We start from the raw sequence: 26,758 nt of genomic DNA, 5'->3' as shown, positions 1-26,758 counted from the left end.
CCTATATTTTGGTAAACAACATTAAGGTATTATCGGATGGGTCTTTATCTTGTAGTATTCGTTTACCGGCATCTTTAAATCCCGCCTGCTCAATAATGGCTGCCCATTCATCTGCGGACTTGAAGTTTTTAAAATCTCTGGCTTCAAACTCCCAGGTTTCGTTCAATCCCACATTAAATACCGTATGCACCAAAGAAACAAAGGTGGCCATTTCTGGCGTTTTAACATTATGGTCGCGGATAACAAACGAGCCGCCGGGCCGTAGGATTCGGTATATCGATTCCACAAACCCATCCAGCTTCGCTACCGGGCAGTGGTGTAAACCAATATAGCACGTAACCACGTCCAGGCTTGCATCAGGAATAGTTAAACTACTAATTGGGTTATAGCCATTAATATCCACAAAATTGCCCAGCTTGCCCAGCTGCCCCCGCTCCATAATGTCTCCCGGCGAATTGGTTGGCGCGAGATCATTAATAAGATATATCGGGCCGGTGACCTTGATTTCTTTTCTTAGCTGACTAATATAACGACCGGTAGAACCAATCTCGGCATAACCCGAGATCTGTTTAACATCGCCCAATAACCCCAGTGTTTGCCTGACTATTTCTTTTTTTTGCTTTTTAAGCGCTGGCAAGGCATAAGTCAGTTCTGATAAGAATGGCTTAATGCTTTTCAATTTGCTTTGAACTGATTTATAGATCTCCTCATCGGTTTTGCCTATGGCGGTTTCTTCTTTTATTAATTGATGGAATTTATCCTCGGGATACAAATGAAATATCACCTGTAAAAAGCGGTAAAAATCGTCGCTCCATTTGGTATCGTTAAATACTGCTTTAAATTCGGATGTATTAGCCATTGCTTTTGGATTTTAATGGTTGATAATAGGTATCCCAAAAAATGTTCCTGAATTTATAGTCAGGATCAAGCTTGGTTTTCAGGTCGAATAACTTTTGCGCGTTAGGATATGCTTTATGAAACTGTGCCGCGGTTGGATGTACCTGGTAAGGTAAATAATAAGCACCGTTTACAGCAATTACGGCATCAGCCAGCTCACGGGTCCATACAGCAACAGCATGTTTAGATGCCGGATCTGTGCGTTGCTTGTAATAAACCACAAAAGCAAATACCTCTTCCCGTGCCCATGCCAGGTAGGTGCCCGGATCGGCTTTGGCATGTCTGATGGATACATTAAGCACGTTAACATTAAAACGGATAAATATTTCGGCCATGGCTTGTTCAAATTCCTCAAAGCGCTGAACAGGAACAAAGTATTCCAATAATACATAAGTGCTGTTGATTCGTGATTTGGGTTCCAGTTCGGCCACATCATAACCGGCTTCGTAGTTGCGCCAGTGGATCTTTTTGCCCCTAAACAGTAAAGGGTCAATTATAAACTCGCGGTAAGGCTTGCCTAATGGTCTTTCTGTAAACGCCCACAGGAAATACCGCTCCAGTGGATAAGATTCTTTCAGTGGCATCAGCCGGGTTTTAACTGTCGGCTTTTCGGTGGTTTCTATCCAGCTTACAGCTCTTAAACGCGTGTATTTTGGTGGGTAGATATCGCCGTTATGGAAAACTACCTGTGAATTATCGCGTATGGTTTTGAAGAAGTAATCTTTATATTCTTCAACTTTCATTTTTTTATCAATTCGTTTAATGGCCAGGTTATCGGCTAACTCGAGTTCGGCCTGAACGATAACGCCAATGCCATTATAACCGCCAATTGCGCCAAAGAATACTTCCGGGTTTTCTGTTTTAGTAGCATGCACTAACGAGCCATCGGCTAACACAACATCAATTGACCGTACTGATAAAACAACCGGCCCCATGCCCATATATCGCCCATGGGCATTAACACTCAATGCGCCGCCTACCGTGAAATTGGCATAGGTTTGCATGACCTTGATGCTCAGGTCATACTCATCAATATATTGCTGAATATCGCACCAGCGGATACCCGTCTGTACTTTGATGAGTTTATCTGCTGCTGAAAACTCCAGTACTTTGTTCATTCCGCGCATATCAATATGCAGACTATGCGGGCTTGCTGTTTGTCCACCCATGCTGAAACGGCCGCCGCCTACGGAGATAGCGCCGGTAGCGTTTTTAACAATTTCGCAGATTTCTTCGACCGAAGTTGGACGCGCAATTTTACTAACCAATACGGGGTTCAGCCGGGTTACATCGTCAATAATACGCTCATCGGTTTTAAGGTGGGGGATCTCTTTACCTTCATCGTTTTTCAAATAATCTGGCGCCGACCCGGGTACCGGGCCGTATTGGTTTGGCGTATAATCCCCTTTTTTGAAACCTAACCGCCAGAATAACCATAATGGCCCAAGCACGGGTATTAAAACAGTAAACAGCCAATAGCCTGAATAGCCCTGATCATGCAGGCGCTTAATAGAAGTAGCTATAATGATCCAGAATAATAAAGGATATAGGATAAACGTAGCACCTTCGCCAGCAAGCAATAAAAAGTTGTACAACACGTAAAAAGTGCACCAGTAAAACAGGGAAGCCAGCCAAAAAGCCCCTTTTGATAAGCGGCCGTTAAAAGTAAATAGCAGATAGGTTACAGGTAGTTTTTGTTTCAGGCGCATGGATGGTCTTGGCAATACGCTAATATATCATTACTTTCAATTATAATTATAGCCGCGTATATAAATGTAACATGATACCCAGAGGTAAATTATATATCAGCTATAAGAATTTGGTTGAAGGTGCTTATTACTGCCTTACTGATCGCTTTCGCTCACCAGGGCCGGATGCTGATCAATGCGCTAACGAAATGGTTTGCCTCTCGGTGAGAACTGGAATCGATCTGGTATTAAACGCTTTGAATTTTCCGCCGGGCTTCGAGATGATTGTTACTGATATCAATATCCCGGATATGTTCGCCATAATTAACTGGCACGAATTAACGCTTGTTCCCATCCCGGTTAATAAGTATACCTTAAATATGTCCCCGGCCCAGGTGGAAGCAGCAATTACACCTGCAACCAAAGCCATACTGATCACTCACCTTTTTGGCGGTATCATGGAAATTGAAGCGATAGTTGCCATAGCAAAAAAGCATAACCTTATTATATTTGAGGATTGCGCACAAGCATATGCCGGTAATTTATATAGCGGGAATCCCGCATCAGACGTAGTGATGTTTAGCTTTGGCTTTATTAAAACCAATACGGCTATTAGCGGGGCGATGATCAAAATAAAAGACCCGGCTTTGTACGCTGAGGTTGTTGCGCAAAATAGGCGCTACCATCAACAAAGTACTGCAGGCTATTTTAAAAAGCTTTTTAAAGTGCTGTTTGTAAAGCTGCTCACCAATAAAGGTATTTATACCGGGTTTTATAATTTAGTAATGGCTTTGGGAAAGGACTTTGAACAGGTATTAGGTGGCTTTACAAAAGGCTTCCCCGGCAACGATATTTTTAGACAGATCCGGCATCAGCCTTCCTCGCCAAATCAAAGGCTGCTCCGAAAAAAGCTTGCTAACTTTGATCAAAATAGTATTACTAAAAGGATCCAATTAGCCAAAGATATTTTATCAAAGATCCCCGATAATTATAAAATTGGTTTTGAGAACAAGAGGCATTCTTACTGGGTGATGCCTGTTGAAACCCATAATCCGGACGCACTGATCAAACACTTGCGTAATAACGGTTTTGATGCTTCGCAAAAAGCATCAAGCTTAATCAAGTTGAGCGAGGCGGGCGGCGTTCCCAAACCTGAAGAATTAGCATTAGACAATCTTGTTTATTTACCAGTATATCCCGCTATGAGTGCAAAAGATCGTAATAAACTAATACAACTAATAATCAATTTTTCGCGCTAATCTCTTTTTATGCTGACAGGTTGTGGCGCTTTAACGTTTTCCATAACTGGGCTTCAATTGCTTAACCATATCCCTGGCCGAAAGATGTCCGTTTATTAATAAAAAATAGCCCGAACTATCCCACCCCACCCATCCAAATCCACTTTAAAAAAATATCATCAACAGCAATGAGGGTAAAACGCTTCAGGCGTGTTTAAGAGACAAATTTTAATAATCGTCTTAACAACACAAATGCTATGAAAGCAACATCTCTGATCTATCTTGTTATCTTTTTGATTTCGTTTAAATTTACTGCAGGTGCCCAGCAAAAAACGGCAACCAATGCCGATTCTGTATTTAAGCCCAAAATCGGATCATTTGATGCCGGTTACTCCTACTCGCCGTTTACCGTTAAAAATAAAAACATGAACATCAGGCAAGTGAATGCTTCGCTCAACGTACCGCTGATAAATAATTTCAGGGACGGAAAGCTTGATTTTTTACTTGCCGGCGTTAGTTACAGCGGGCTTTCCTTATCCGGAACAGGAAAATCATTCGGCGGTACTGATTTTTATTCTATTTCGGTGCCCATCACTTTTCAAAAATCGTTTTCTGCAAAGTACGCGCTGCTGGTATCAGCAATCCCTACCTTATCATCCGACCTGAAAGATGTTTCGGGCGAAGACATGCTATATTCAGGCTTTGCCATGCTCAAGATCCGTAAGTCTAAAACCTTTTCCTACGCCGTAGGTGTGGGTTATTCAAGGCAGTTTTTTGGTACGATACTGCTACCGGTTATCGGGATAGAATGGCAGATCAGCGAAAAACTGAGCCTTAGCGGCACCCTGCCCGTTTCCGAAAAATTAAAGTACCAGCTCAACGATAAAAGTATCATTGGTTTCAGCAGCGACTTTGGCATTGGCGGGGGCTCGTATCGCCTATCAAAAAAAACCGGGTCAAATTATTTACAGGTACAGCAGTATAAAAACACGCTTTTTTATAATTACCAGCTGGCTAAAAACTTTTCGGTACAAATAAGCGGTGGTTACAATTTTGTGCAGCAGCTTGACTTGTACAACAAAGATCAAAAAGTTAACTGGGCTCCATTTAACGACCTGAACAAACGTGTTCCCCTGGCCGAATTAAAAAAGACCGGCTTCACCGTCGAATCGGGGATCAGCTACCGGTTTTAACCCGAAGCAGGCGCAAGTATTCCTTATCAACGTATAACATCAATCAACCGCAGCAATGGAAACAACTATTAATTTAATGGTCGAGGTTTTTAAAACAAATGTTGAGGATCCGGCGCAGGCAGCAAAATTGGTAGGCCTGCTCCAAAACCGCATTACCAATAGCAGTGTAAATTTTGACCTGGAAGATTGTGATAAAGTATTGAGGATAGAGGGCCCGGATGTTTCACCGCAATCGGTCGTGGGCATCCTTAAAGATTATGGCTACAAATGCCAGCCGCTCGAATAAACATACCCGGATTATAATGCTTGTATTCCTGTTCGCTTGTCAAATAAACCCGAAGAGCTGTTAAAAAACAGATGAAACGCGTCATTGAGAAAGCATCAAGGTAACCTGAAAAAAGCCGTTATGGCATGTAAAATATATTTTAGGGATATTATGTGTGGGGCCGCGTTAAGGATTGCAGTGTAAAGCCCACAGCGTGGATTGGGATTGCGGGCGGGAAAAGCGAGGACTTGTAACGTAAAGCCCGGGCCGCAGGCAACGCCCAAATCTATAAAATCAATCGAAAAATATACTTAATAATCAATAGCTTACAATCATGCCATTATAAGAAACGAAGCAATCCCGAACTATACGGAGCAACTCTGCTAACCGGGGATTGCTTCGTTACAGCAATGACGGCTTTTTCAATAAGATTTTATCAAACCATTTTAAACTGCATCCAGGGCAATTATTTCAGCACAAAGCAGGAAGAAGGATGGGTCCTGTCGTTGTAAATATCGTTAAGCTGCGTTGGTCCCGAAACGGTATCAAAAACCATGATATTATTTTCGCCTGCTACAAAATGAGGCCATTGCTTATCATTAACCTGGCCCGGAGCTTTGCCTTTTATAAAGTTTACCCAGGTTTGGTGTATTTGGTTAGCCAGTTTTAGTTCTGTATCGTTAAAATTGTTTTGTTTGGGTAAAAACCAAACATAGCCTAATTCATCGGCATGGGTTGCACCGGTACCATCGCGCTTGTAATCAAAACGGTACATCCAAACGTGGCTGCCTGCCTGTGCTAATGTGTTAGCCAGCCGGTAGCTGTGCATCTGGTACATGTATTGGGTGAGTACTTTTATGGCAGCGCTATCTGCATTGCCATTTTTAGCCTCACTTTCAAAGGTTGATAAAATATAACGGTAATTATCACCAAACCAACCATATAGCACGGTGCTATCGGGGTGGTTGAGGCGTTTATCAAAATTCATAAACATTTTACTTTCAAACTTATTGGTACCGATCAGGAAGCGTACTTTATCATTCCTGTTTTTGAGGATATATTGATATGGATCCTGCGAAATCACCGCGCCATCTATCACCGGGCCAAAATAGTTGGTACCCTGTGCCCCATTTCTGATGTTTGCCTGTGCTGCTATAAGTTTTTCGGCGGAGATTTTGAGGAGATCGGCAGGTTTGCTAACACCCAGCTCGGTCATTAGCCGCTGCCTGATGCCCTTAGCCGTAACAGAATCCCGGATGCATTGCACGGCGCCACTTTCTAAAATCTGCTGGTTGAAATAGCCTTTGGATTGCGGTGTTGCCAACAGGGCACTGGTGAGTTTAGCCCCCGCCGATTCGCCCATGACGGTAACCTTCGAAGCATCGCCGCCCATAGCTGCAATATTTTGCCTGATCCATTTCAGCGCCATGATCAGATCGAGCAATCCATTATTGCCGGATGATTGGTAGGATTTGTTTACATCGCCCAAATACATAAAGCCGAAAACGCCAAGGCGATAATTAATGGTAACGGTAACAACGCTGTCATCGTCGGCAAAGGCGTGCCCGTTCATCCCCATACCCGAGCCGCCTGTAAGCGAGCCGCCATGTACCCATACCAGCACCGGAAGCCTGGCATCCCTTGCTGTTGTTGGTGTATAAACGTTCAATGTCAGGCAATCTTCGCTGCCTTTTAGTCCGCCTGTGCCGCCACCCTGCGATGCCGGGCTTCCAAATTTTTCGCATGAAAGCGTGTCCTTCCATGCCGTCATGGGCTGAGGGGGCATAAAACGCAAAGGGCCAACCGGTGGTTTAGCATACGGGATGCCTTTAAACACCAGGGTTGACCCTTCTTCGATGCCTTTTATCCATCCACCTGATACTTTTGTTACAACTGTTTGGGCAGAGGTGGTAAAACCTAAAAATATGCCCAGTAAAAACGTGTATACCGGAATCAAGCGGATGATATTTTTCATAAAATGGTTGATCTTAATAAGTGGCAGCCAGCTGTAGCGCGTTATAAGCATTAACAACGCCGCCGGTTACACAAAGATCGGTAAACGGAACTTCTTTTTTAGTCTCTCCATCTTTAATCTCCACATTATGTGATATTTTCACTACCGATTTCATGATGATCTCCTTAACCTGTACAGCCGTTAATTTTGGATAATATGAACGGATGAGCGCCGCCAGCCCGGTTACAACCGGTGCCGCCATACTGGTACCATCATGCTCGGCATAGGCTGATTTTGGTGTGGTTGAATTGATGGCTACTCCCGGTGCAAACACATCAACACTGGTTTTGCCATAATTGGAGAAGGACGCTTTCAGCGTTTCATCGTCTTTAGGGCCCGATGCGCCAACTTCTATCCAGGCACCGGCTACGCCGCTTTTGTCCTCATAAATACGGTTAGGGACGTTCAGTTCAACTTCGGTGTTATTGTTGTCATTACCTGCGGCATGTACAAGCAACACATCCTTGCTTAACGCAAATTTTACTGCATCATCAACTGCTTTTTTATTGTACGAGTAACTTTTGCCGAAGCTCATGTTGATGACCTTAGCGCCGTTAGCCGCAGCATAACGAATGGCGTTTGCTACATCCTTATCGCGTTCATCGCCGGTAGGCACTGTACGTACCGACATGATAGCTACATCGTTGGCCACACCCATAACACCAAGATTGTTATCCCGTATCGCGCCAATGATCCCGGCAACGTGGGTGCCATGATCAGCATCCGGGCCGGTTACGTCATTATTGCCATAAAAACGCTCATTAGCATTGTTATAGTTATCGCCCACGGTATCTCTTGAATTGAAATTAAGGTTGAGGTGATAATCCAACTGCTCTTTAAAGTGAGTTAAGCCGCCGTTTACCTCTTTCTCCCTGAACTCGGCTACATTTTTAAACGAAGGCAGGGCGCTTACCAATACACGTTTAACATAGGCCTCGCCATTATCTTTAGGCTCAAATTTGGTGATATCATCAAGGCTTGGGTTTTGATTGCCCAGCTTCGTCAATACCCCATCAAGCAGGGTGTTGAATTTATTGATCACCGTATAGGTTTGCTGTGCTTTGGCAACCTGCTTATCCATATCAGCTTTCATAGCGCTGTATGCTTTAAAATCGGCAAGGTCTTTACCAGTAAGTTTCGTACTGTCGGCATTGGCAAAGCGGGCGTTGTTGATCCGTACAAGGCGGGTTAGCTCCAGGTTATCATAATGTACATCTCCCTTGGCCGAGCCAATAAAATCCCAGCCGTGCATGTCATCAGCATAACCGTTTTTATCATCATCCTTTTTATTCGCGGCGGTTTCTTGCGGGTTGTTCCAGATCACCTTTTTAAGGTCCTCATGGTCCACATCAATGCCCCCATCAATTACGGCTACCAGCACGGTAACGTGTTTTTTGCCTTTTAACAGTTCGTTGTATGCTTTTTCGGTACTGATCCCAAATACAGAATCGGTTTTAAGATCAAGGTTTTGCCAGTTAGGTTTTGTTTTTGGAGCTTCCTGTGCATAAGTGAATACAGGTAAGCAAAGCCCGGCTACCAGCACAAGCTTTTTAAGCGGAAAATTGTTTATCATTAATACTTTCAGTAATAGTTTATAAGTACAAAAACTCTAAAGTAGGTTTTTAATTGTTTAAAAAATGTGCGGGTTTGGTGATTTTAACACGTTTTCAGGAAAAAATATCTTTCTGATCACTCTACTTTTTGCTCAAAAATATGTTCAATTATAAATTTTGATTCTTCTACGTAAACCTTTTTCCTGATCAGTTCCCGTAAATCGTCGGTGGCACCATCCCTTATCTCATAGTTCTTTTCTTTACAGATTTTTATAAAACCTGTATACAATTGTTTCGCTTTGCCTGTTTCGCCTTTTGCAAGTGTGGCAAGCGCTATATTAAACATGGCGTAAGTGGCGTCATCCTGATATTTCAGCGCCTTGTAAGAATATTTTATACAGTCATCAAATTTACCAGCACAATAACATGACCACCCCAGGTTACCCAAGGCATTGGCATAAGTGCTGTCAATAGCTATTGCTTTTTTGGCGGCATCAATAGCTGCCAGGTAGTTACCCGATTGCGTATAACTTAAATTGAGCCCTACGTAGGCGTATTTATAGGTTGGGTCGGCCTTTACTGCTTTCTGATGATAAGTTATGGCTGTTTCATATTGCTTTTTCTGATAGTAGCAATCACCTATCCTGTCGTATGGAAAAGGATATGATTTATCAATGCTGATAGCTTTTTGGAGATCTTTTATGGCATCATCCAATTTATCTGCGTAATAATAAGCGTCGCCGCGATCAACATAAAAAGTCCGTCGGTCGGGTTCCAGGTTGATGGCCTGTGTGTAAAGACTGATAGCTGTTTCGTATTCGTTTCTGTCGCAGTAAATATCACCTTTCAGGTTATAACCATCACCGTCGTCGGCATTTTGGTTAATATGCTGATTGATAAAATAAAGGGCGCTATCCGGCATATCCATATTTTTGTAGCACCTGGTAAGGTTGTAGTAAGTCCAACTATAATTGGGCTTTAACCGTAATGTCAATCGCAGATCAGTTGCTGCTTCCTTATATTTTTCAAGGTCGATCAGGCAGTCGGCCCGGTCATAATAAAGTACAAAATAGCCCGGGAAAAACTTAATGGCCTGGTCGTAATCAGCTACCGCCTTGTCAAGCTCATCAAGATTATAATAGCACTTAGCCCGCATCTGGTATGCATGGGCATACTGTGGCCATACCGCCAATATTTGATCACAATACGTTATACATTCTCGGTATTTATGTTCATCAAACAACATTTCTGCTTTCATTGTGTTGGCCGAAATCAATCCCGGGCTGTCCTTTAGCAGCCGGTTCAATTCAGTACCTGCAGCCGATTTTCCTTTAAATGACGCGGTAAGTAATTTTAATCGTTTAGCAAAAACGGTGTTAGGGGCATTTTTAAAAAAGCCGTCTAAAATTTTATCGGCATTTTTATCGCCGGGCTGTGATGTGAATACCAGTTTAAAAAAATCTTTCCCCAGTTGTTTTTCCGCAGGCGAAAGATTGCTATTGTCGGCAATATCCTTAACAAGGCTAAAAACTTCATAGCCCTGATAGGGCATGATCCGCGTTACATCTTTTTGTAAGGTGATGTTTTTAATGCTTTTGGATAGTAACATCATTCCTTTATCAATGCTGTCTTGCCTGAAACAGGTGATAGCCTCTTTTAAATAGGATGCATAGTCGCTGATCTGGTAACCAGGTGCAGTTATTGGTACGGAATTTTTTTTACTGGAAGTATCCGCCGGTACTAAAGCCCAGGTGGTTAAGGGGGCTAAAATTAACAGCCAAAAAGCTATTGGTTTGAATGATAAGGTCATGCTATAAAAATAGCATATCCGGTTAATATTAAAAAATGGAAATGGGTTCCCGGCTTAATCCTATTTGCCCAGCTCGGCCCTAACCTTTTTTACCTCAGCCGCGGTAACCAGGCTGCTGTTATTACCAAAATTATTGCGGATATAGGTAAGTACCGCAGCGATATCAGCATCGCTTAAAAAATTATGCTTGGGCATGGCGCTGTTGTAAGGCCTGTTTTTCACTTTGATAGGGCCATCCAGGCCGTTAAGCAGTACCCTTATAGCGAGGTCTTTTTCCATAAACTTACCACCGGTTACCCATTCCGATCCGCTAAGCGGCGGGATCATATTACCATCGCCCCGGCCGTTTTTTTGGTGACAGTTGGCACAATAGGTATTGTAAATTTTAGCGCCACCTTTGAGCATGCCGGTTTGCAAATCGCTCTTTAAAACATCGGGCAACCTGAAACCCGGAAGTTTTTTACGGAGCTCCATTTTGGCAAGTTCGGCCTTGCCAAACCCGGCTTTGTTACCCGTGTAGGAAATTTTCCAGATCTTTCCTTCCTCTGTTTCGCTGATGTATAAGGAGCCATCCGGCCCCATGGCCAGCCCCATTGGCCGGTAAGCCGCGTCACTTACGCTTACTACCGTGTTTTTTCCGGTAAAGCCATCGGCAAAAATTTCCCATTGCCCAAAAGGTTTGCCGTTTTTAAAGGGTACAAAGCATACAAAAAAGCCAGCCTGTGGGTAAGGCGATCTGTTGGTTGAACCATGAAAAGCAATAAAAGCCCCGTTTTTATATCTTGCCGGGAACTGATCACCGGTATAAAAAAACAGGTCGTTGGGGGCCCAGTGCGCGGGGAAAGCCATGATAGGCTGGGTGTATTTAGCGCCGTTGCCGGCTTTTATGCCATCGCCGCCATATTCGGGGTTCAGAAGTTTTTTCTTTTTAATGGGATCATAATAGTAGTAGGGCCAGCCTACATCAGTGCCCTTTTTTACTTTTATAAACTCTTCAGCAGGCAGCACCGCGCTTTGCCAGGCGCTGAATATTTTAGGAAACTGCAGACGCAGGTCGTCGCGGCCATGGGCCACCACGTACAGGCAATTGTCGGCAGTATTCCAGTCCATAGCAACAACGCTGCGCATACCTGTGGCATAGCGGATCCCATCAGCCTGTACTTGATTAGGTTTAGCCTCATCAAATTGCCAGATGCCCCCATATTGCTGCAGCAAGGGGCAACTCTTGATCCCTTTTGAACCGGGCACCCTGTTTTGCTCCTGGCAGGCGTTTGAGGGTGCGCCAAATGCCACGTACATGTGCCCGGCATTATCAAAGGCCAATGGCTTAGCGTCATGCTCATGCGGGGCGGTAGCATCATGTAAAATCAATTCGAGCGGGGCATCGGGTACCAATGTTTGCGGATTTAATTTGGTTCGATAAACATTTGCCTCCGAGCTGAAGTACAGGTATCCTTTATGTACGCGCATGCCTGTACCATAGGGGCCTTTATCTTCGTAATTGGCAAACTTTTTAATGATGTCTGCCCGGCCATCGCCGTTAGTATCACGCAGGGCAACGTTGCCGCCGATAGAATCGGGGAAGCGGAGTTTTACATAAACATCGCCATTGGTGTTCACCGCGATATGACGTGCGCGGCCTTCCAAACTATCTACCACCACAACCGCTTTAAATTTGCCGGGCAGGAATAAGCCGCCATTGGTGGTGTCAGCAGCAGGCGGTACAGTGTTATGGCCTATATTTTTAAAACTGATAATCAACAGTGCACACAGCACCAGCATCACGCCGGTCAGAGTTTTTTTGCTTTTCATTTGAGACGAACAGGTTATCTAAATGCAGGATTGGTATTAAACGGCAATGTCCTGCTATAAAAGCGATTTTGCAGGTAAATGTTTAGGAAGATTCATTTTTATTGCCTGAGAGACTAAATATTATAACATGGGCCGGATGTAAGGATATCATATTATCCCAAAAAGTCCTATCTTTTCAACAAAACAAAAGATCCATGCCCGAAACACATCCCGAAAAAAACAAATTAGGCCTGTGGACCAGTACTTCGCTGGTGATTGGCAATATGATTGGCGCAGGTATTTTCCTGATGCCGGCGGCTATGGCTTCGTTCGGGAGTATTGGTTTGCTGGGCTGGGTGTTCTCGGCAATAGGCTCGTTCTTTTTAGCCCGGGTTTTCAGTAACCTGAGCAAGCTGTTGCCCCATGCTACCGGCGGGCCGTATGCCTACACCCGTGACGGGCTGGGCGATTTTATTGGATTTTTAGTGGCCTGGGGATATTACCTTGCTGTGGCCTGCGCCAACGCGGCCATTACTATTTCGTTTGTGAGCGCCTTAAGTACCTTTTTTCCAATATTGGGAAGCAGCAGTGTTATTGCTGTGATTACCGGTTTATGTTCTATCTGGTTATTAGCTTATATCAATACATTGGGCGTCGTTACCGGCGGCAAGCTGCAATTGGTTACCACCATTTTAAAGGTGTTACCACTGTTGCTGGTAGCTATCGGCGGTTTGTTTTTCATTAAGGCGGCCAACTTTAAACCTTTTAACGCCAGCGGGACAGGCATAGTCAGCGCCCTGCAGGCAACCGCTACCATGACTATGTTTGCGTTTATTGGTATTGAAAGCGCCACCGTACCGTCGGGCAGCGTGGCCAATCCCGAAAAAACAGTGGCCAGGGCAACCATGCTGGGGCTGCTCATCACCACCTTTATCTATATACTGGGGAGTGTAAGCGTTATCGGTATTATCCCGGCGGCGCAGCTGCAAAAATCACTTACGCCCTATGCCGATACCGCGGTGATCATCTACGGCAGCAGCGCCCGCTACTGGGTAAGCGCAGGTATTGCCATCGCCGCTTTCGGCTCGCTGAACGGCTGGACGTTATTGCAGGGGCAAGTGCCTTATGCCATTTCAAAAGATCAACTTTTCCCGCCGATATTCAGCCGCACTAATAAAAAGGGTGTACCTTATATGGGTATTATCATCAGCAGTATCATGGTATCACTGTTCATGACCATGAATTATACCAAAGGCCTGGTAACACAATTTAAATTCCTGCTGCTGCTTTCGCTGTTGAGCGTTTTGATCCCCTATTTGTTATCGGCAGCGGCTTACCTGGTTATCCGGGTACGAAAAAGCCCAAAGGCAGGGGGCTGGGCCGGAGCTATAGCACTGGCTATGCTGGCTTTTGCCTATGCGCTTTGGGCTATTGCGGGAGCCGGGCAGGAAGCTGTATATTACGGCTTTTTACTGCTGATGGCCGGGATCCCGTTTTATGTTTGGGCCGCATTCACAAAAAATGCGAATTAGTTTTTCTTAAATATTATAAGGCCCCTGCCTTGATCTCGTCAACTACTGCCGGATCAAGCAAGGTACTGGTATCGCCCAGGTTTGAGGTATCCCCCTCGGCTATCTTGCGCAAAATGCGGCGCATGATCTTGCCCGAACGGGTTTTTGGCAAGCCGGTTACAAACTGGATCTTATCCGGTTTGGCTATCGGGCCAATGATACGGGATACCGTCATGATGATGTCCTTGCGGGTAATGTCCTCATCGCCATGCTTATCGGGGCTCACCACATAGGCATAAACACCCTGGCCTTTAATATCGTGCGGATAGCCAACCACCGCCGATTCAACTACGCTACTATGCATGTTGATGGCATTCTCCACTTCGGCAGTGCCTATACGGTGGCCGGATACGTTCAGTACGTCATCCACGCGACCGGTAATGCGGTAATAGCCGTCCTCATCGCGCAGACAGCCATCCCCGGTGAAATACATGTTTTCGTAAGTGGCGAAGTAAGTGGTGCGGCAGCGCTCATGATCGCCATAAGTAGTGCGCAGCATGCCCGGCCACGGAAATTTGATACACAGGTTGCCGCTTACACCGTTGCCTTCAATCACTTTGCCGTTTTCGTCAACCAACACGGGTTGCACGCCTGGTAACGGCAAGGTAGCATAACCCGGTTTGGTTGGGGTAATGCCGGCGATAGGAGAAATCATGATACCGCCATTTTCGGTTTGCCACCAGGTGTCAACAATCGGGCAGCGGTTTTTGCCGATATTGTCATCAAACCAATGCCATGCTTCTTCATTGATAGGCTCACCTACAGAGCCTAATTTTTTGAGTGAGCTCAGGTCTTTATTATTTACATTGTCCAGCCCAAAACTCATCAGAGAGCGGATAGCTGTCGGCGCGGTATATAATATATTTACTTTGAATTTATCTACAATCTCCCAGAAACGACCGCAATCAGGATAAGTTGGGATCCCTTCAAACATCAGCGTGGTAGCGCCCTGCGAAAGCGGGCCATATACGATATAAGAGTGACCGGTGATCCAGCCGATATCGGCAGTACAGAAATATACCTCGCCCTGGTTGTACTGGAATACGTTGGCAAAAGTATAACCGGTATAAACCATATAGCCGCCACAGGTATGTACCACTCCTTTGGGTTTACCGGTTGAGCCAGATGTGTACAGGATGAAGAGCATATCTTCGGCATCCATTACCTCGGCAGGGCAGCTTGGGTTACCTTGTGTTTCCACTTTTTTGATCTCATCTTCCCACCAAACATCGCGGCCTTTGATCATGGATACCGGCGTGCGGCTGCGGGTAAGCACAATCACTTTTTTAACCGAACGGCATTGTACCAAAGCATCATCAATCACAGTTTTGAGCGGCACTTCCTTGTTGCCGCGTTTGCCGCCATCGCAAGTGATTACGATAGTACATTCAGCATCATTGATCCTATCGGCAATGGACTGTGCAGAAAAACCACCAAACACTACCGAGTGGATAGCACCGATACGCGCACAAGCCAAAACAGCAATAGCCAGCTCGGGGATCATGGGCATATAAATACAAACACGGTCACCTTTTTTTGCGCCGTTATTTTTAAGTACGTTGGCAAACTGGCAAACCTTATCATGCAACTGGCGGTATGTTAAAATGCGGTGATCCTCTTCCGGGTCGTTAGGTTCCCAGATGATGGCCGGTTTATCGCCAAGAGTTTCGAGGTGACGGTCGAGACAGTTTTCGGTAATATTGAGTTTTGCACCCTGGAACCATTTGATCTTAGGCTCCTTAAAGTTCCAGTCCAGTACGGTGTCCCACTTTTTTTGCCATAAAAAATTATCGGCAATGCCGGCCCAAAACTGCTCGGGCTGCTCAACACTTTGCTGGTAAACTTTTTTGTACTCTTCAAATGATGTAATTTTCATCGGTTGGTTGTTTGGTTGATGAAGCTGTTCCGGGTTTAAATTGTTTTTTTTTTTGTTGCCCCGCACCAGTTTCATGCTGGTTTAAATGGTGGGCGTAATTTAATAATTTATGTGTGATGTATATATTAAAATTCTTACTTTTTAAAATATTTTAAAAAGTAAGAATTGGACTATTGCAGGCTTTAGATTTTGGTATTGTTATTGGTTTGTGCAGGAGGCGCGTTAGGGATAGAAGTGGAAAGCCCGCAGCGAACGAGGGGGAGCGTAGGGGCAATGCGAGGACTTGCAACGGATAGCCCGGGCCGCAGGCAACGCCCATGTTATAAACCCGATTGGGAGGGCCATCTCCTTGCATTGGATACCCGGCATGTGGGGCACCGATAAATCCGGCATGGCTTCCTGTTTTGACTGGCCAATAATACACAACCGAATATGCTATGATAATGCGCACAGCCGCCTAAAATTTTGTTACTTTTGCTCATATTGCTATACTAATTTATGAGCGAAGAAAGATCACTGAACTTTATAGAGGAAATTGTTGAAGAAGATTTGGCTGCCGGTAAAAACGACAACCGTGTACTTACCCGTTTCCCGCCCGAACCTAATGGTTACCTGCATATTGGTCATGCCAAGTCAATTTGTCTTAACTTTGGTTTGGCAAAAAAATACAATGGCCTTACCAACCTCCGTTTTGACGATACCAACCCCGTTAAGGAGGATATTGAATATGTTGACAGTATTAAGGAAGATGTAAAATGGCTTGGCTTTGATTGGGCCAATGAGCTTTATGCTTCTGATTATTTCGATCAGCTATACAACTTCGCTGTCGAACTGATCAAAAATAACCTGGCCTATGTTGATGACAGCACAGCCGAAGAAATAGCCGCCCAGAAAGGTACGCCTACCGAACCGGGTACGCCCAACCAGTACCGCAGTCGCTCAGTAGAAGAAAACCTGCAGCTGTTTGCCGATATGAAGGATGGCAAATACCCCGACGGCGCGAAAGTACTGCGTGCTAAGGTTGACCTGGCATCGCCCAACATGCACCTGCGCGACCCATTGATGTACCGTATTAAACACGCTCATCACCATCGTACAGGCGATAAATGGTGTATTTACCCCATGTATGATTTTGCTCACGGACAATCGGATGCTATTGAAGAGATCACACACTCTATCTGTACGCTGGAGTTTGTACCTCACCGTCCATTGTACGATTGGTTTATTGAAAAACTGAATATTTTCCCGTCAAAACAATACGAGTTCGCCCGCTTAAACCTTAATTATACGGTAATGAGCAAGCGCAAATTGCTGCAGCTGGTTAACGAAAACTATGTTGATGGCTGGGACGATCCGCGTATGCCTACCATCAGTGGTTTACGTCGCCGTGGTTATACTCCTGCTTCTATCCGTGAGTTTTGCGAGCGTATTGGCGTTGCCAAACGCGAAAACATGATAGATGTTGGCTTGCTGGAGTTCTGTATCCGCGAGGACCTGAACAAAACCGCATGGCGCCGTATGGCTGTGCTTGATCCGGTTAAGCTGATCCTGGATAATTATCCCGAAGGCGAAACCGAAGTGATGCATGGCGAAAATAACCCCGAAGTTGAAGGCGGTGACGGCGGCAGGGATATCCCTTTCGGCCGTGAGTTGTGGATAGAGCGTGAGGATTTTATGGAGGTTGCACCTAAAAAGTTCTTCCGCCTGGGTATCGGGCTGATGGTTCGCCTTAAAAACGCTTATATCATTAAAGGTGAAAGCATTGTTAAAGATGCCGATGGTAATATCACCGAAATTCATTGCAGCTACCTGCCCGAATCAAAATCGGGCCATGATACCAGCGGCATTAATGTAAAAGGCACCATCCACTGGGTGAGTGTTGAACACGCCAAAACTGCCGAGGTGAGGTTATACGACCGTTTATTCCAGGTTGAAGACCCTTCAAATGAGGATGGCGACTTTAAAGATTATATCAACCCTAACAGCCTGCATGTATTATCAACCGTATACATTGAACCAGATTTAGTTAATGCCGAGTTAGGCAAGCCGGTTCAGTTTATGCGAAAAGGCTATTTTACTTTAGATAAAAACTCGACTGATGATAAACTGGTGTTTAACCGCACCGTTACATTGAAGGACGGTTGGGGTAAAAAGTAATCACCCCTGGCCCCCTTAAAAAAATCATGTCATTGCGAGCGTAGCGTGGCAATCGCACGGAAGAATATCCGCCCTGTATAGCATGCGATTGCTTCGTCGTTCCTCCTCGCAATGACATGTTTTTTGTGTTCCGGACACCCGTGACGACGACAACGGCATAGCCTTGAGTTTTCAGCTTTTAGCTTCTATTCTCCTTTAAATTCAGCCTTCCGTTTTTCCATAAAGGCTGCTACGCCTTCTTGAAAATCTTTTGTGCCGAAGCATTTCCCAAATTCGGTTATTTCAGTTTCGTAGCCGTTAACGCCATCGGTATAAGCGGCATTGATACTGCGGATAGCTGCCGCAAGGGCTAAAGGGGCACGGGATAATATTTTATTCAGGATCTCTTCGGCTTTAGTTAATAGTTCTTCGGGGTTAACTACGTGGGTAACCAGGCCATATTGCAGGGCATCGCCCGCGGTGATCATATCTGCGGTCAGGATCATTTCCATCGCTTTGCCTTTACCAACCAGTTGGGTAAGGCGTTGTGTACCACCATAACCAGGAATCAGCCCCAAAGTAACTTCAGGCAGGCCCATTTTAGCATTGTCAGATGCTATGCGGATGTGGCAGGCCATGGCCAGTTCGAGCCCACCGCCCAAAGCAAACCCATTTACCGCTGCTATTACAGGCTTGCTGCCGTTTGCTATTAAATCAAAAACTGCGGTGTGGCCAGTACGCGAAAGCTGTGCCCCCCCTTCAATATTCAGCGCTGCAAACTCACTGATATCAGCCCCGGCAACAAATGCTTTTGGTCCGGCTCCGGTAATGATGATACCACCTACCTCCGGATTTTGGAAAGCTTCAGTAAAAGCGCTATGCAGTTCGGCCAGCGTATCTTTATTAAGAGCGTTCAGTTTGCTTTCGCGGTTAATGGTGATTTGTTGAACGCGGCCCTTGTTTGCTATCAGTAAATTTTGAAATTCCATAGGTATTAGAAATTGCGGTGTTCATGTACCCAACCGGTTATATATTTTACAATATCCTGCGTACTGGTGCCGGGCGGAAAAAGCTCGCCAACACCCAGCTTTTGCAGCTCAAGCATATCTTCATGCGGAATAATACCACCGCCGGTAACCAAAACATCATCCATTTTTTTCTCTTTAATGAGATTAATGATGCGCGGAAATACCGTCATGTGCGCGCCCGAAAGTATAGAAATGCCAATGGCGTCCACATCTTCCTGCAGGGCTGTATTCACCACCATTTCGGGGGTTTGGCGTAGCCCGGTATAAATAACTTCCATACCTGCATCGCGCAGCGAAGTGGCAATAATGCGCGCGCCGCGGTCATGGCCATCGAGCCCTACTTTGGCAACTAAAACACGGATTGGTCGGTTAAAGGTATTACTCATGAATAACCTATTGGTTTTTGTAAAAGTAATAAGAAAATTATGGAAGTTTATTTATGTTTCATGCAATGTAGGGAAACCTCATAATTCGATCCGTTTTACCAATTTTATATTAAAAAATTTCTACACAAATGCTTTATAAGATCTCCACAATTAATCGAATTACACGAATATAAAATTGATTCAATTCGATTAATACGTAAAAATTAGTGTAAAATTTTTCATTTATTGTTTAATAGCCGGCAAATTCTTCACGGCCTCTAACAATGCGGCTTCTGTAGCTGCGTTAACGTTTACCAGGTAAAACGGCTTGGCTCCTTTTGCTGCTGCCCATCGCCATTCAAACTCATTGATTGATTTCATGTTACCATTATCAAACCACCAGGCAGCGTAAATCTTATCCTTTGCCTTGGTAAGCACTCCTAAATAAACCTGCCGACCGGCAATTACTTCCTTTTTTATCGTACTGAAAATATAACCGCTTCCCTGCCAGCAAATCATGGGGTCATGTTCGGGGCAATAAAATCGAGAGGGTTTCACATAAACCAGCGCACCGGTATTTTCAAATTTAATTACCCCGCTTTCCAGTACCGATTTTTTATAACCGGGTAAGGATACGTTACTTACGCTTTTGTCCTCCAGGTCATCTATCGATTTGATGTTTATAGTTATTACAACCAACGCCACGGCCAAAGCAAGGTGTATCAGCGGGAAGCGCAGTTCATCCGGCGCCAGCCTGATGGTTTTATAAAATCGGAGGTCGATGTACGGCTTTTCGGTTCGTTTCAATACGAAAGAAGAAAGGAACAATAAAGGCAATACCACGTAAATGAGCAGGCAGATAATCCCGGTCAGGTCATGCATCGTTGTACCAGCCGGTATTTTGAAAAAAACCAGCAGCAGGATACGGCAAAGGTTGCACAGGATGTTGAGCGCAAAAGTAAGCACCAACAAAAACAAGATCCACACCAGGTGCAATTGCTTTGCCGCCTGCCGCTGGTAATGAGCTATTATAAACAGGCAGATCATGAACGAGGTGGCAAGCATATGCAAACCTGCGCAGGCCTGGTCCACAGAAAATTCGAAACCTTTAAACCGGATGATGTTGCCTGCAGCGCTGGCTTCCATTCCCATAGATGCAAGCAGAGAGGCTGCTACTTCACTAAGCCAGATCCTTAAAGGAAAGCTGAATGTATTACTGACATATTCGAACGCGGGTGAAATGAGCAATAACAACAGGAACAATACCAGGCTTATTTTTCCTTTTAAGTTCTCAAAGAAAAGCAGTGCAGAAAACAGCAAGGCCAGGAACAAATTTGTTTTAACCGGAAAATAAATGGCAACTGTTGTAAAAACAATGGCCGGGACGAGGTGCCTTAATGAAAGGCTCCCACGCTTTACCTTGCAGATATAAGGCAGCAGCGCCAGGCCAAGCACCGTATTGGCATCCCACTTAAAATAAATGATACCTAACCTCGCTGCAATGCCAATGTATATTAACCAGCAGCTACTGATGATTAGCCTGCTGCCGGTTAATTTAAATGAGATATACTCCTGCAAATTATAGCTCCGGCTGAACATGCTTGCTCTTATATACTAAGAAATTTATCACCGCTATTACAACCAGGATCAACAACCACTCACCGGGTTCGGGTACTGCGCCCGATGATTTTGCAGAAGCGTTTTGAAGGCTGTTCTTATTTTCATCAATCCCGAAGCGTTCATAATCTTTTTGAGTTTCGAGTACAATAAGGCTCGAAACAGGCGAGGCTATAAAAGCCTGGTTAGCCTCATCGATAATATCCGGCTGCACATAGGTTTTATCAAAATAATGCGGACCAACCTTTTTCATAATATCGTTATAAGCAAACAGGCGTAGCAGGTGGTCAGGCGCATTGCCTGCTTTTAAAGTATCGCCAGTTTGTTCAATAACTAAACCCGATTGAGCGAGCACAACATGAGTTGAATCTTCCTGCGAATGGCTAAATTCATGTTTTGTGAGCTTACTTTGCAGCGTTGCTACATCTCCTTCGTTATAAGTGAATACCCGCATCTCTTTCAATGCCTTTAAATAAGGTGTTAGGTTGGTGCCGATATTGTATAACTGCAATTGTTTTGCACCCGGCAGATAGCTGGTTAATGCTTTGCCAAACTCCGATTCGTCAAGGTCGCGCAGGTTAGGAGAGGTTTCGGCGCATTTGGTAATCAGCAATGAACTTTCGGGGTGTTTGATCTCATTAACCGGGAACATACTGAAGTTGAGTTTGCCCATCCTGCTGTAAACATTGTCACGGTTATCTTCAGTCAAAGCCTCAAGCTTGCCATCGTAATAGTAAACTTTTTTGGTTTTGATGGCCGGCCAAAGCTCGTCCAGTTCGCTGGCCGACCAGCTTGCGTTAAGGTCGAGGTAGACGGCTTCCGGGTTAAAGTTTGTGGTTTGAGGCACATAATCTTTCAGCTGATAGCCTTTGCCTGCAAATGCGAACGGCATATCGGCAAGCGGCGGGGCTTTAAATGTGATCTGCTCATCCGGTTGATAAGGCCGGTCGGCAGTATAAACGCCTTCGCTGATCTCATCAAAGTTTGGCATGTGGAGGCTTTCAGGTTTCTTCGAAAAAGATACCTGGATGGCTTCGGTTGCGTCTTCGGGCGATGGGCCATCGAAATAACCGCTTTCATAGGTAAACATATCGCCCTGTTTGCGCAGTGGACTGGTGATCCCCACCCTGAATTTGCGGTTTTCTTCGGGAGTACATGGAAAAATTCGTGCCGTTACTGTATTGCCCTCCTGCCAGTGAATTACCGATGGGTCATGCTGCTCAACACCCACAATCTCACGATAAGCCGATTCGACTTTACCTTTAGTGGTTAATCTTGATTGCTGTTCTTTACCGTCTATCCATAATGATAAAGAACTAACCACCGAACCCTCCGGAACATGGAATGTATAGATGGCTTCTTGTTTGCCCGCCCAGGCCCGTACTCCTCCTTTTTCGGTGTTATGTACGGTTAGTGTTTTTTCGGTATAAGCTAAGCGGTATTCAGGAAAGATTTTAACATTGGTGATCACGTTAGCCGTTTTTAGCTTATCCCCGCTCCAAAGCCGTTCCTGCGCCTGGTGGCGGGAATCATACATGGCTTCTAATATTTTTATCCGCTCCTTTTCGTCAAGGTTTAAGTCGCCGCCAAACAGGCTTGCTATCACTATAAAAGGATCATGCTGCATTGGTTCATCGAATGAGGCTTTATTCCAATCGCCCCAATACCAGCTATCACTAAGGTTGGCAGTTTTATACACGATGCCCGCTTTGATGATCCGTTGCGCTATAGCGTTTTTAGGGATATTTTGACTGATCACCACCCAGGTCGGCAGTTTGCCTTCAGACAGTGTATTGTGATTGATAGCAAGGTTAACCTGGTTATTGATGCTTTTCCATTGCCATATAAATATGCTGCATGCAATGACAGGCACTAACAGGCCAGCCCCCAATGCCATTTTTAAGGACTTGCTGCCCCTTACTGTTCTTTTAATGGTGATAAACGTTACTATAGCCAAACCCATCGGCACAAAAACATGCAGCGAAAGCCCCAGCGCGATAGCTGCAAAAATGCCGATGAGATACATGGAGGTAAGGTATACGCTGTAATAAATAAAAAGCAGGAAAGCCATCCCCAGGAAAAATGTCACCACGTGTTTCATTTTTGAACTGAGCTCATTCATAAATACAGAAAGTATAATGCTGATTGTGGAGATACAGATAACAACCGACAGCCAGGTAACCGAAGTGTTGAAAACAGGGATGCTCAGGTTAAGTGCGAACGCGCTGATGAACCAAAGTGCCAGGAGGAGCACCCAATAATGTAAGCGCCTGAATCCTTTATATATCACCACAAAGAAAAACACAAGTGAGGCGGAGTAATTGAAGCAAAAAGCACCAAAAGCAGTTCCTTCGGTAAGTTCAAAAAGGCCGGACCCCTCCATAAGGAAGAATCCGGCAGATATAGTGATTAGGATTAGGCCAAGTTTAACAACACTATCTTCAAATAAAATTGCTTTAAGGTTTTTCATATTTTATAAATTAAAAGTACTTTGTATTTCAAAGTTTATAGATAAAAAAAATTACAGTTTTTGTTGTTTGATCAAATTTTCGAGGGCAAGGAGGTGCAATTTGAAGGCGGCCCGCCCTTTTTCGGATGCCAGGTAACGTGTATTGGGTTTGCGGCCTATGAAAGTTTTCTCCACCTGGATGTATTCTTCCTTCTCCAGCGCTTTCAGGTGCGATGCCAGGTTACCGTCGGTAAGGTTAAGCAATTCTTTAAGCGAGTTAAAGTCGTAGCTTTCATTAGCAACCAATACGCTCATGATTTGCAGGCGAATGCGGTTTTCAAAGGCTTTATCAAACTGATCTAATGATATCTTCACTTATCGTATCTAAAATGCATTACTGTACCATAAATAATGTGGAGCAGGCCGAAACCCAGACTCCAGAAAATTAAGCCGTAACCCGGCATTACAGCACACAGCAAACCTAATAAAATCTCCAATATCCCCAAGCTTCTAATACCCGAATATGTATAATGGCTGCCTGCAACTAACGACATGCCATAAAATATCAATGTAGCAGGTGCCACAACACCATAATAACCACGATAAACAAGTATAATAGTAAATAAACCGCCGCTTACCAATGGGATTGCCATATTAATGAGCAGGCGTTTGCTTCCGGCGCCCCAAAAAGGCTGACTGTTTTTTTTAGCCTTGCGTACCGATAACCAGATCCCTGTGCCAATAGACAATACAAGCACCGCGATTGCCACGATAAATAATTTTATGATCAGCAATTCTTCATTGTAAGTATGGCGCTCCCTGAGGGTAGTATACTCGCCCTGCAGCAAACTGTATCCTATGCCGGCGCCGGCGAAGGCATAGATGCCTGCCATCACACCCGAAAGGCCGCTAAGCGAAATAAACTTGGCCGAACGCTCCATCAGGTCGCGGATGGAACTTAACTCTGCATGAATATCTTGTTCTTTCATCAAAAGTACTTTGTTGTTCAAAGTTAAATATAAGATTTGATTTTGCAAGAGGGGGATTGAGTTTTCTCAAATTATTTGCATCGCGCATAGTTAACTCACCCGGTCTGCGCTTCGCTGGACCACCCTCTCTTCGCCTTCGGCGGAAAGAAGGTAAGAAAAATAAAAGAATAAATCCCCTCTTTACGCTTGCGTAGAGAGGGGTGACAAGCGCAGCGATGTCGGGGTGAGTTAACACGCCGGCATACTTAATTTAATTTCAGTATTTATTGAAAGTTTAAAATATATTGTATATTTGTTTCAGAAAACACTGAAAATTATGAAAACGCTCAAGAACCACATGATCCTGTTTGATGCAGAATGCCCCATGTGCCGTGCTTATACCGGTGCCTTTGTAAAAACAGGGATGCTTGATGCTGATGGCCGCGCTGCGTACCAGGAAGCACATGCAGGTACCTGCCCTGTTTATGACAGGCAACGGGCTGTTAACGAAATAGCCTTAATTAACCTGAAAAGCGGCGAGGTTACCTACGGTGTTAAAAGCCTTTTCAAAATAATTGCCAATACCTGGCCTGTATTTACTCCCTTATTTGCTTTTAAACCATTCATCTGGCTCATGAGCAAGGTTTATGCTTTTATATCATACAATAGGAGGGTAATTATCCCTGCTGCCGAAACCGGCTTCGAATACCAGCCTGCGTTTAAGCTGCATTATCGTTTATTGTATTTGCTTTTCACCTGGTTTTGTACAGGGTTTATCCTTACCGCTTATGCACATCTGCTTAGGGGGATTGTTCCTTTAGGCAGCCCCTATCGTGAGTACCTGATTTGTGGCGGGCAGATCCTTTTCCAGGGAGCAGCTATATGCAGCTTTGACCGCCGTAACCTGTGGACCTACCTCGGCAACATGATGACCATCTCTTTTGCCGGCAGCTTATTACTGCTGATGGGGTTGGTTGTAAATCACTTTTTTCAATTCGGCCCGCTGATTTACACCCTGTATTTTATGGCGGTAGCAGGTTTAATGCTCCTTGAACACGTCCGCCGTACCAAATTGCTTGGGCTTGGCTGGGTGCTCACCGTTACCTGGGTAACTTATCGTATTGTTTTATTATTACTTATTTTAAACCTTAACTGATCATGAAAGCTTATAAAAAAATCGTACTGGCCGGCGGCAACGGTTATCTCGGTACCGTGCTGGCCAAATACTACCGCGATTTGGCAGACGAGGTGATCATCCTGGCCCGCAAACAAAAACCTGTTGATGGCAATGTACATACCGCTGTTTGGAATGGTGAAACCGAAGGGGGATGGACGGTTCACCTTGCCGGTGCCGATATGCTGATCAACCTGTGCGGCAAAAATGTAAACTGCCGCTATACCGAAAAGAACAAGCGGGAGATCATCCGTTCAAGGGTGGTACCTACCGAACTATTAGGCAGGGTGATCCATAAGATGGAAAACCCGCCAAAGGTTTGGATCAATGTAACTTCTGCCACCATCTATCGGCATGCTGAAGACCGTCCGCAGGATGAGGATACCGGTGAGATTGGTTATGGCTTTTCTATTGATGTTTGCAACATCTGGGAAAACACTTTCTTTAAAACAGATACGCCCCATACCCGTAAAATTGCCCTGCGCATGGGCATTGTGTTAGGCCGAAGCGACAGCGTTTTTCCGCGGTTGCTTAACCTGGTTAGGTTTGGCCTCGGCGGCAAACAAGGCGATGGGCAGCAATACATAGCCTGGGTGCATGAGCATGATGTAGCCCGGAGCACCCAATGGCTGTTAGACCACCCCGAATTAAATGGCATATTTAACTGCACTGCCCCTGAAGCCGCAAAGAATACTGATATGATGCAGATTATCCGCAAGGCTTATGGTGCGCCTTTCGGTTTACCTGCCCCTCAGTGGCTGCTGGAAGTCGGCGCGATGGTAATCGGTACCGAAACCGAACTGATATTAAAAAGCCGGTGGGTAATGCCCAAACGCTTACTGGATAGCGGGTTTATATTTCAATACCCAAAAGCGGAGCATGCGGTGCATGATATTTTGAGTTTGAAGAGGTAGCAGGTTAATAATATGGCAACGCGTGATGAATTTCTTCAACACGGACGCTGCCGGGAGTCTGGGCTTTAAATAGCGAAACTTAATAAGCAGGTATTGGTAAGAATAGTTTTTACTATGAACTAAAACTACTTCAGCCCCCGATATACTTCGCTATCCAAAGTCGGAGACTTCAGCAGTGCAAACATTGCTGAAACATTTAGGGCTATGAACC

The 26,758-nt window shown here is 44.8% G+C and carries 20 protein-coding genes; 7 read left to right on the top strand and 13 right to left on the bottom strand.

Going from position 1 to position 26,758, the window contains the following annotated elements; genetic code table 11:
- Position 1: 1 nt before the first annotated feature.
- A complete protein-coding gene (locus tag IEX80_RS17940) occupies positions 2-859 on the bottom strand; it encodes a methyltransferase domain-containing protein (protein ID WP_090532418.1) in 858 nt (285 codons plus the stop codon).
- Positions 852-2,606: an FAD-binding protein gene (locus IEX80_RS17935; RefSeq protein ID WP_188833668.1), complete on the bottom strand. Its 1,755-nt coding sequence runs from the start codon at positions 2,604-2,606 to the stop codon at positions 852-854. Before IEX80_RS17935 ends, IEX80_RS17940 begins: the two co-directional genes overlap by 8 nt.
- Positions 2,607-2,677: 71 nt before the next feature.
- On the opposite strand from IEX80_RS17935, the gene IEX80_RS17930 reads away from it, so the two are divergent.
- From IEX80_RS17930 to IEX80_RS17920, 3 genes are all read left to right on the top strand, one after another.
- Positions 2,678-3,844: a DegT/DnrJ/EryC1/StrS family aminotransferase gene (locus IEX80_RS17930; protein ID WP_188833667.1), complete on the top strand. Its 1,167-nt coding sequence runs from the start codon at positions 2,678-2,680 to the stop codon at positions 3,842-3,844.
- A 236-nt stretch (positions 3,845-4,080) separates the two neighbouring features.
- Complete coding sequence (locus IEX80_RS17925) at positions 4,081-5,016, top strand: DUF6268 family outer membrane beta-barrel protein (protein ID WP_188833666.1); 936 nt, start codon at positions 4,081-4,083, stop codon at positions 5,014-5,016.
- 55 nt (positions 5,017-5,071) lie between these two features.
- A complete protein-coding gene (locus tag IEX80_RS17920; RefSeq protein ID WP_229701671.1) occupies positions 5,072-5,302 on the top strand; it encodes a hypothetical protein in 231 nt (76 codons plus the stop codon).
- A 445-nt stretch (positions 5,303-5,747) separates the two neighbouring features.
- Here the strand turns inward: IEX80_RS17920 and IEX80_RS17915 are convergent, their stop codons facing one another.
- From IEX80_RS17915 to IEX80_RS17900, 4 genes are all read right to left on the bottom strand, one after another.
- Positions 5,748-7,256 (bottom strand): carboxylesterase/lipase family protein, encoded by a 1,509-nt coding sequence (locus tag IEX80_RS17915; RefSeq protein WP_188833665.1) that lies wholly within the window; start codon positions 7,254-7,256, stop codon positions 5,748-5,750.
- A 13-nt stretch (positions 7,257-7,269) separates the two neighbouring features.
- Positions 7,270-8,868 carry a S8 family peptidase gene (locus IEX80_RS17910; protein ID WP_188833664.1) on the bottom strand — a complete coding sequence of 533 codons (1,599 nt, stop codon included), beginning with the start codon at positions 8,866-8,868 and terminating at the stop codon, positions 7,270-7,272.
- A 116-nt stretch (positions 8,869-8,984) separates the two neighbouring features.
- Positions 8,985-10,658 (bottom strand): tetratricopeptide repeat protein, encoded by a 1,674-nt coding sequence (locus IEX80_RS17905; protein WP_188833663.1) that lies wholly within the window; start codon positions 10,656-10,658, stop codon positions 8,985-8,987.
- Positions 10,659-10,718: 60 nt separating this feature from the next.
- Positions 10,719-12,470 carry a PQQ-dependent sugar dehydrogenase gene (locus IEX80_RS17900; RefSeq protein WP_188833662.1) on the bottom strand — a complete coding sequence of 584 codons (1,752 nt, stop codon included), beginning with the start codon at positions 12,468-12,470 and terminating at the stop codon, positions 10,719-10,721.
- Positions 12,471-12,664: 194 nt separating this feature from the next.
- On the opposite strand from IEX80_RS17900, the gene IEX80_RS17895 reads away from it, so the two are divergent.
- Positions 12,665-13,981, top strand: coding sequence for an amino acid permease (locus IEX80_RS17895; protein WP_090532403.1), 1,317 nt, complete (start codon positions 12,665-12,667; stop codon positions 13,979-13,981).
- A gap of 13 nt (positions 13,982-13,994) precedes the next feature.
- On the opposite strand, the gene acs is transcribed toward IEX80_RS17895, so the two are convergent.
- A complete protein-coding gene (gene acs / locus IEX80_RS17890; protein ID WP_262892457.1) occupies positions 13,995-15,962 on the bottom strand; it encodes an acetate--CoA ligase in 1,968 nt (655 codons plus the stop codon).
- A 432-nt stretch (positions 15,963-16,394) separates the two neighbouring features.
- On the opposite strand from acs, the gene IEX80_RS17885 reads away from it, so the two are divergent.
- Positions 16,395-18,053: a glutamine--tRNA ligase/YqeY domain fusion protein gene (locus tag IEX80_RS17885; protein WP_188833660.1), complete on the top strand. Its 1,659-nt coding sequence runs from the start codon at positions 16,395-16,397 to the stop codon at positions 18,051-18,053.
- Positions 18,054-18,238: 185 nt separating this feature from the next.
- Here the strand turns inward: IEX80_RS17885 and IEX80_RS17880 are convergent, their stop codons facing one another.
- The 6 genes from IEX80_RS17880 to IEX80_RS17855 all read right to left on the bottom strand — a co-directional run bounded on the left by IEX80_RS17880 (position 18,239) and on the right by IEX80_RS17855 (position 24,480).
- Positions 18,239-19,021, bottom strand: coding sequence for an enoyl-CoA hydratase/isomerase family protein (locus IEX80_RS17880; RefSeq protein ID WP_188833659.1), 783 nt, complete (start codon positions 19,019-19,021; stop codon positions 18,239-18,241).
- A 5-nt stretch (positions 19,022-19,026) separates the two neighbouring features.
- Complete coding sequence (locus tag IEX80_RS17875) at positions 19,027-19,446, bottom strand: cobalamin B12-binding domain-containing protein (protein ID WP_091166978.1); 420 nt, start codon at positions 19,444-19,446, stop codon at positions 19,027-19,029.
- A gap of 222 nt (positions 19,447-19,668) precedes the next feature.
- Positions 19,669-21,024, bottom strand: a complete 1,356-nt coding sequence (gene xrtN / locus IEX80_RS17870) for an exosortase N (protein WP_188833658.1) — start codon at positions 21,022-21,024, stop codon at positions 19,669-19,671.
- Positions 21,005-23,512 carry an XrtN-dependent VIT domain-containing protein gene (locus IEX80_RS17865; RefSeq protein ID WP_188833657.1) on the bottom strand — a complete coding sequence of 836 codons (2,508 nt, stop codon included), beginning with the start codon at positions 23,510-23,512 and terminating at the stop codon, positions 21,005-21,007. The genes xrtN and IEX80_RS17865 overlap by 20 nt, the downstream gene beginning before the upstream one ends.
- 51 nt (positions 23,513-23,563) lie before the next feature.
- Positions 23,564-23,866, bottom strand: coding sequence for a winged helix-turn-helix domain-containing protein (locus IEX80_RS17860; protein ID WP_091166986.1), 303 nt, complete (start codon positions 23,864-23,866; stop codon positions 23,564-23,566).
- On the bottom strand, positions 23,863-24,480 hold the full coding sequence (locus IEX80_RS17855) for a hypothetical protein (RefSeq protein WP_188833656.1): 618 nt from the start codon (positions 24,478-24,480) through the stop codon (positions 23,863-23,865). The genes IEX80_RS17860 and IEX80_RS17855 overlap by 4 nt, the downstream gene beginning before the upstream one ends.
- A 316-nt stretch (positions 24,481-24,796) precedes the next feature.
- Between IEX80_RS17855 and IEX80_RS17850 the strand changes: the two genes are divergently transcribed.
- Positions 24,797-25,615, top strand: coding sequence for a DCC1-like thiol-disulfide oxidoreductase family protein (locus tag IEX80_RS17850; protein ID WP_188833655.1), 819 nt, complete (start codon positions 24,797-24,799; stop codon positions 25,613-25,615).
- A gap of 2 nt (positions 25,616-25,617) precedes the next feature.
- On the top strand, positions 25,618-26,547 hold the full coding sequence (locus IEX80_RS17845; protein WP_090532387.1) for a TIGR01777 family oxidoreductase: 930 nt from the start codon (positions 25,618-25,620) through the stop codon (positions 26,545-26,547).
- The last annotated feature ends 211 nt before the right edge of the window (positions 26,548-26,758 follow it).

This window comes from Mucilaginibacter rubeus (assembly GCF_014643835.1).
GTDB lineage: Bacteria > Bacteroidota > Bacteroidia > Sphingobacteriales > Sphingobacteriaceae > Mucilaginibacter > Mucilaginibacter rubeus.
This window is presented reverse-complemented; position numbering and strand designations above follow the sequence as displayed.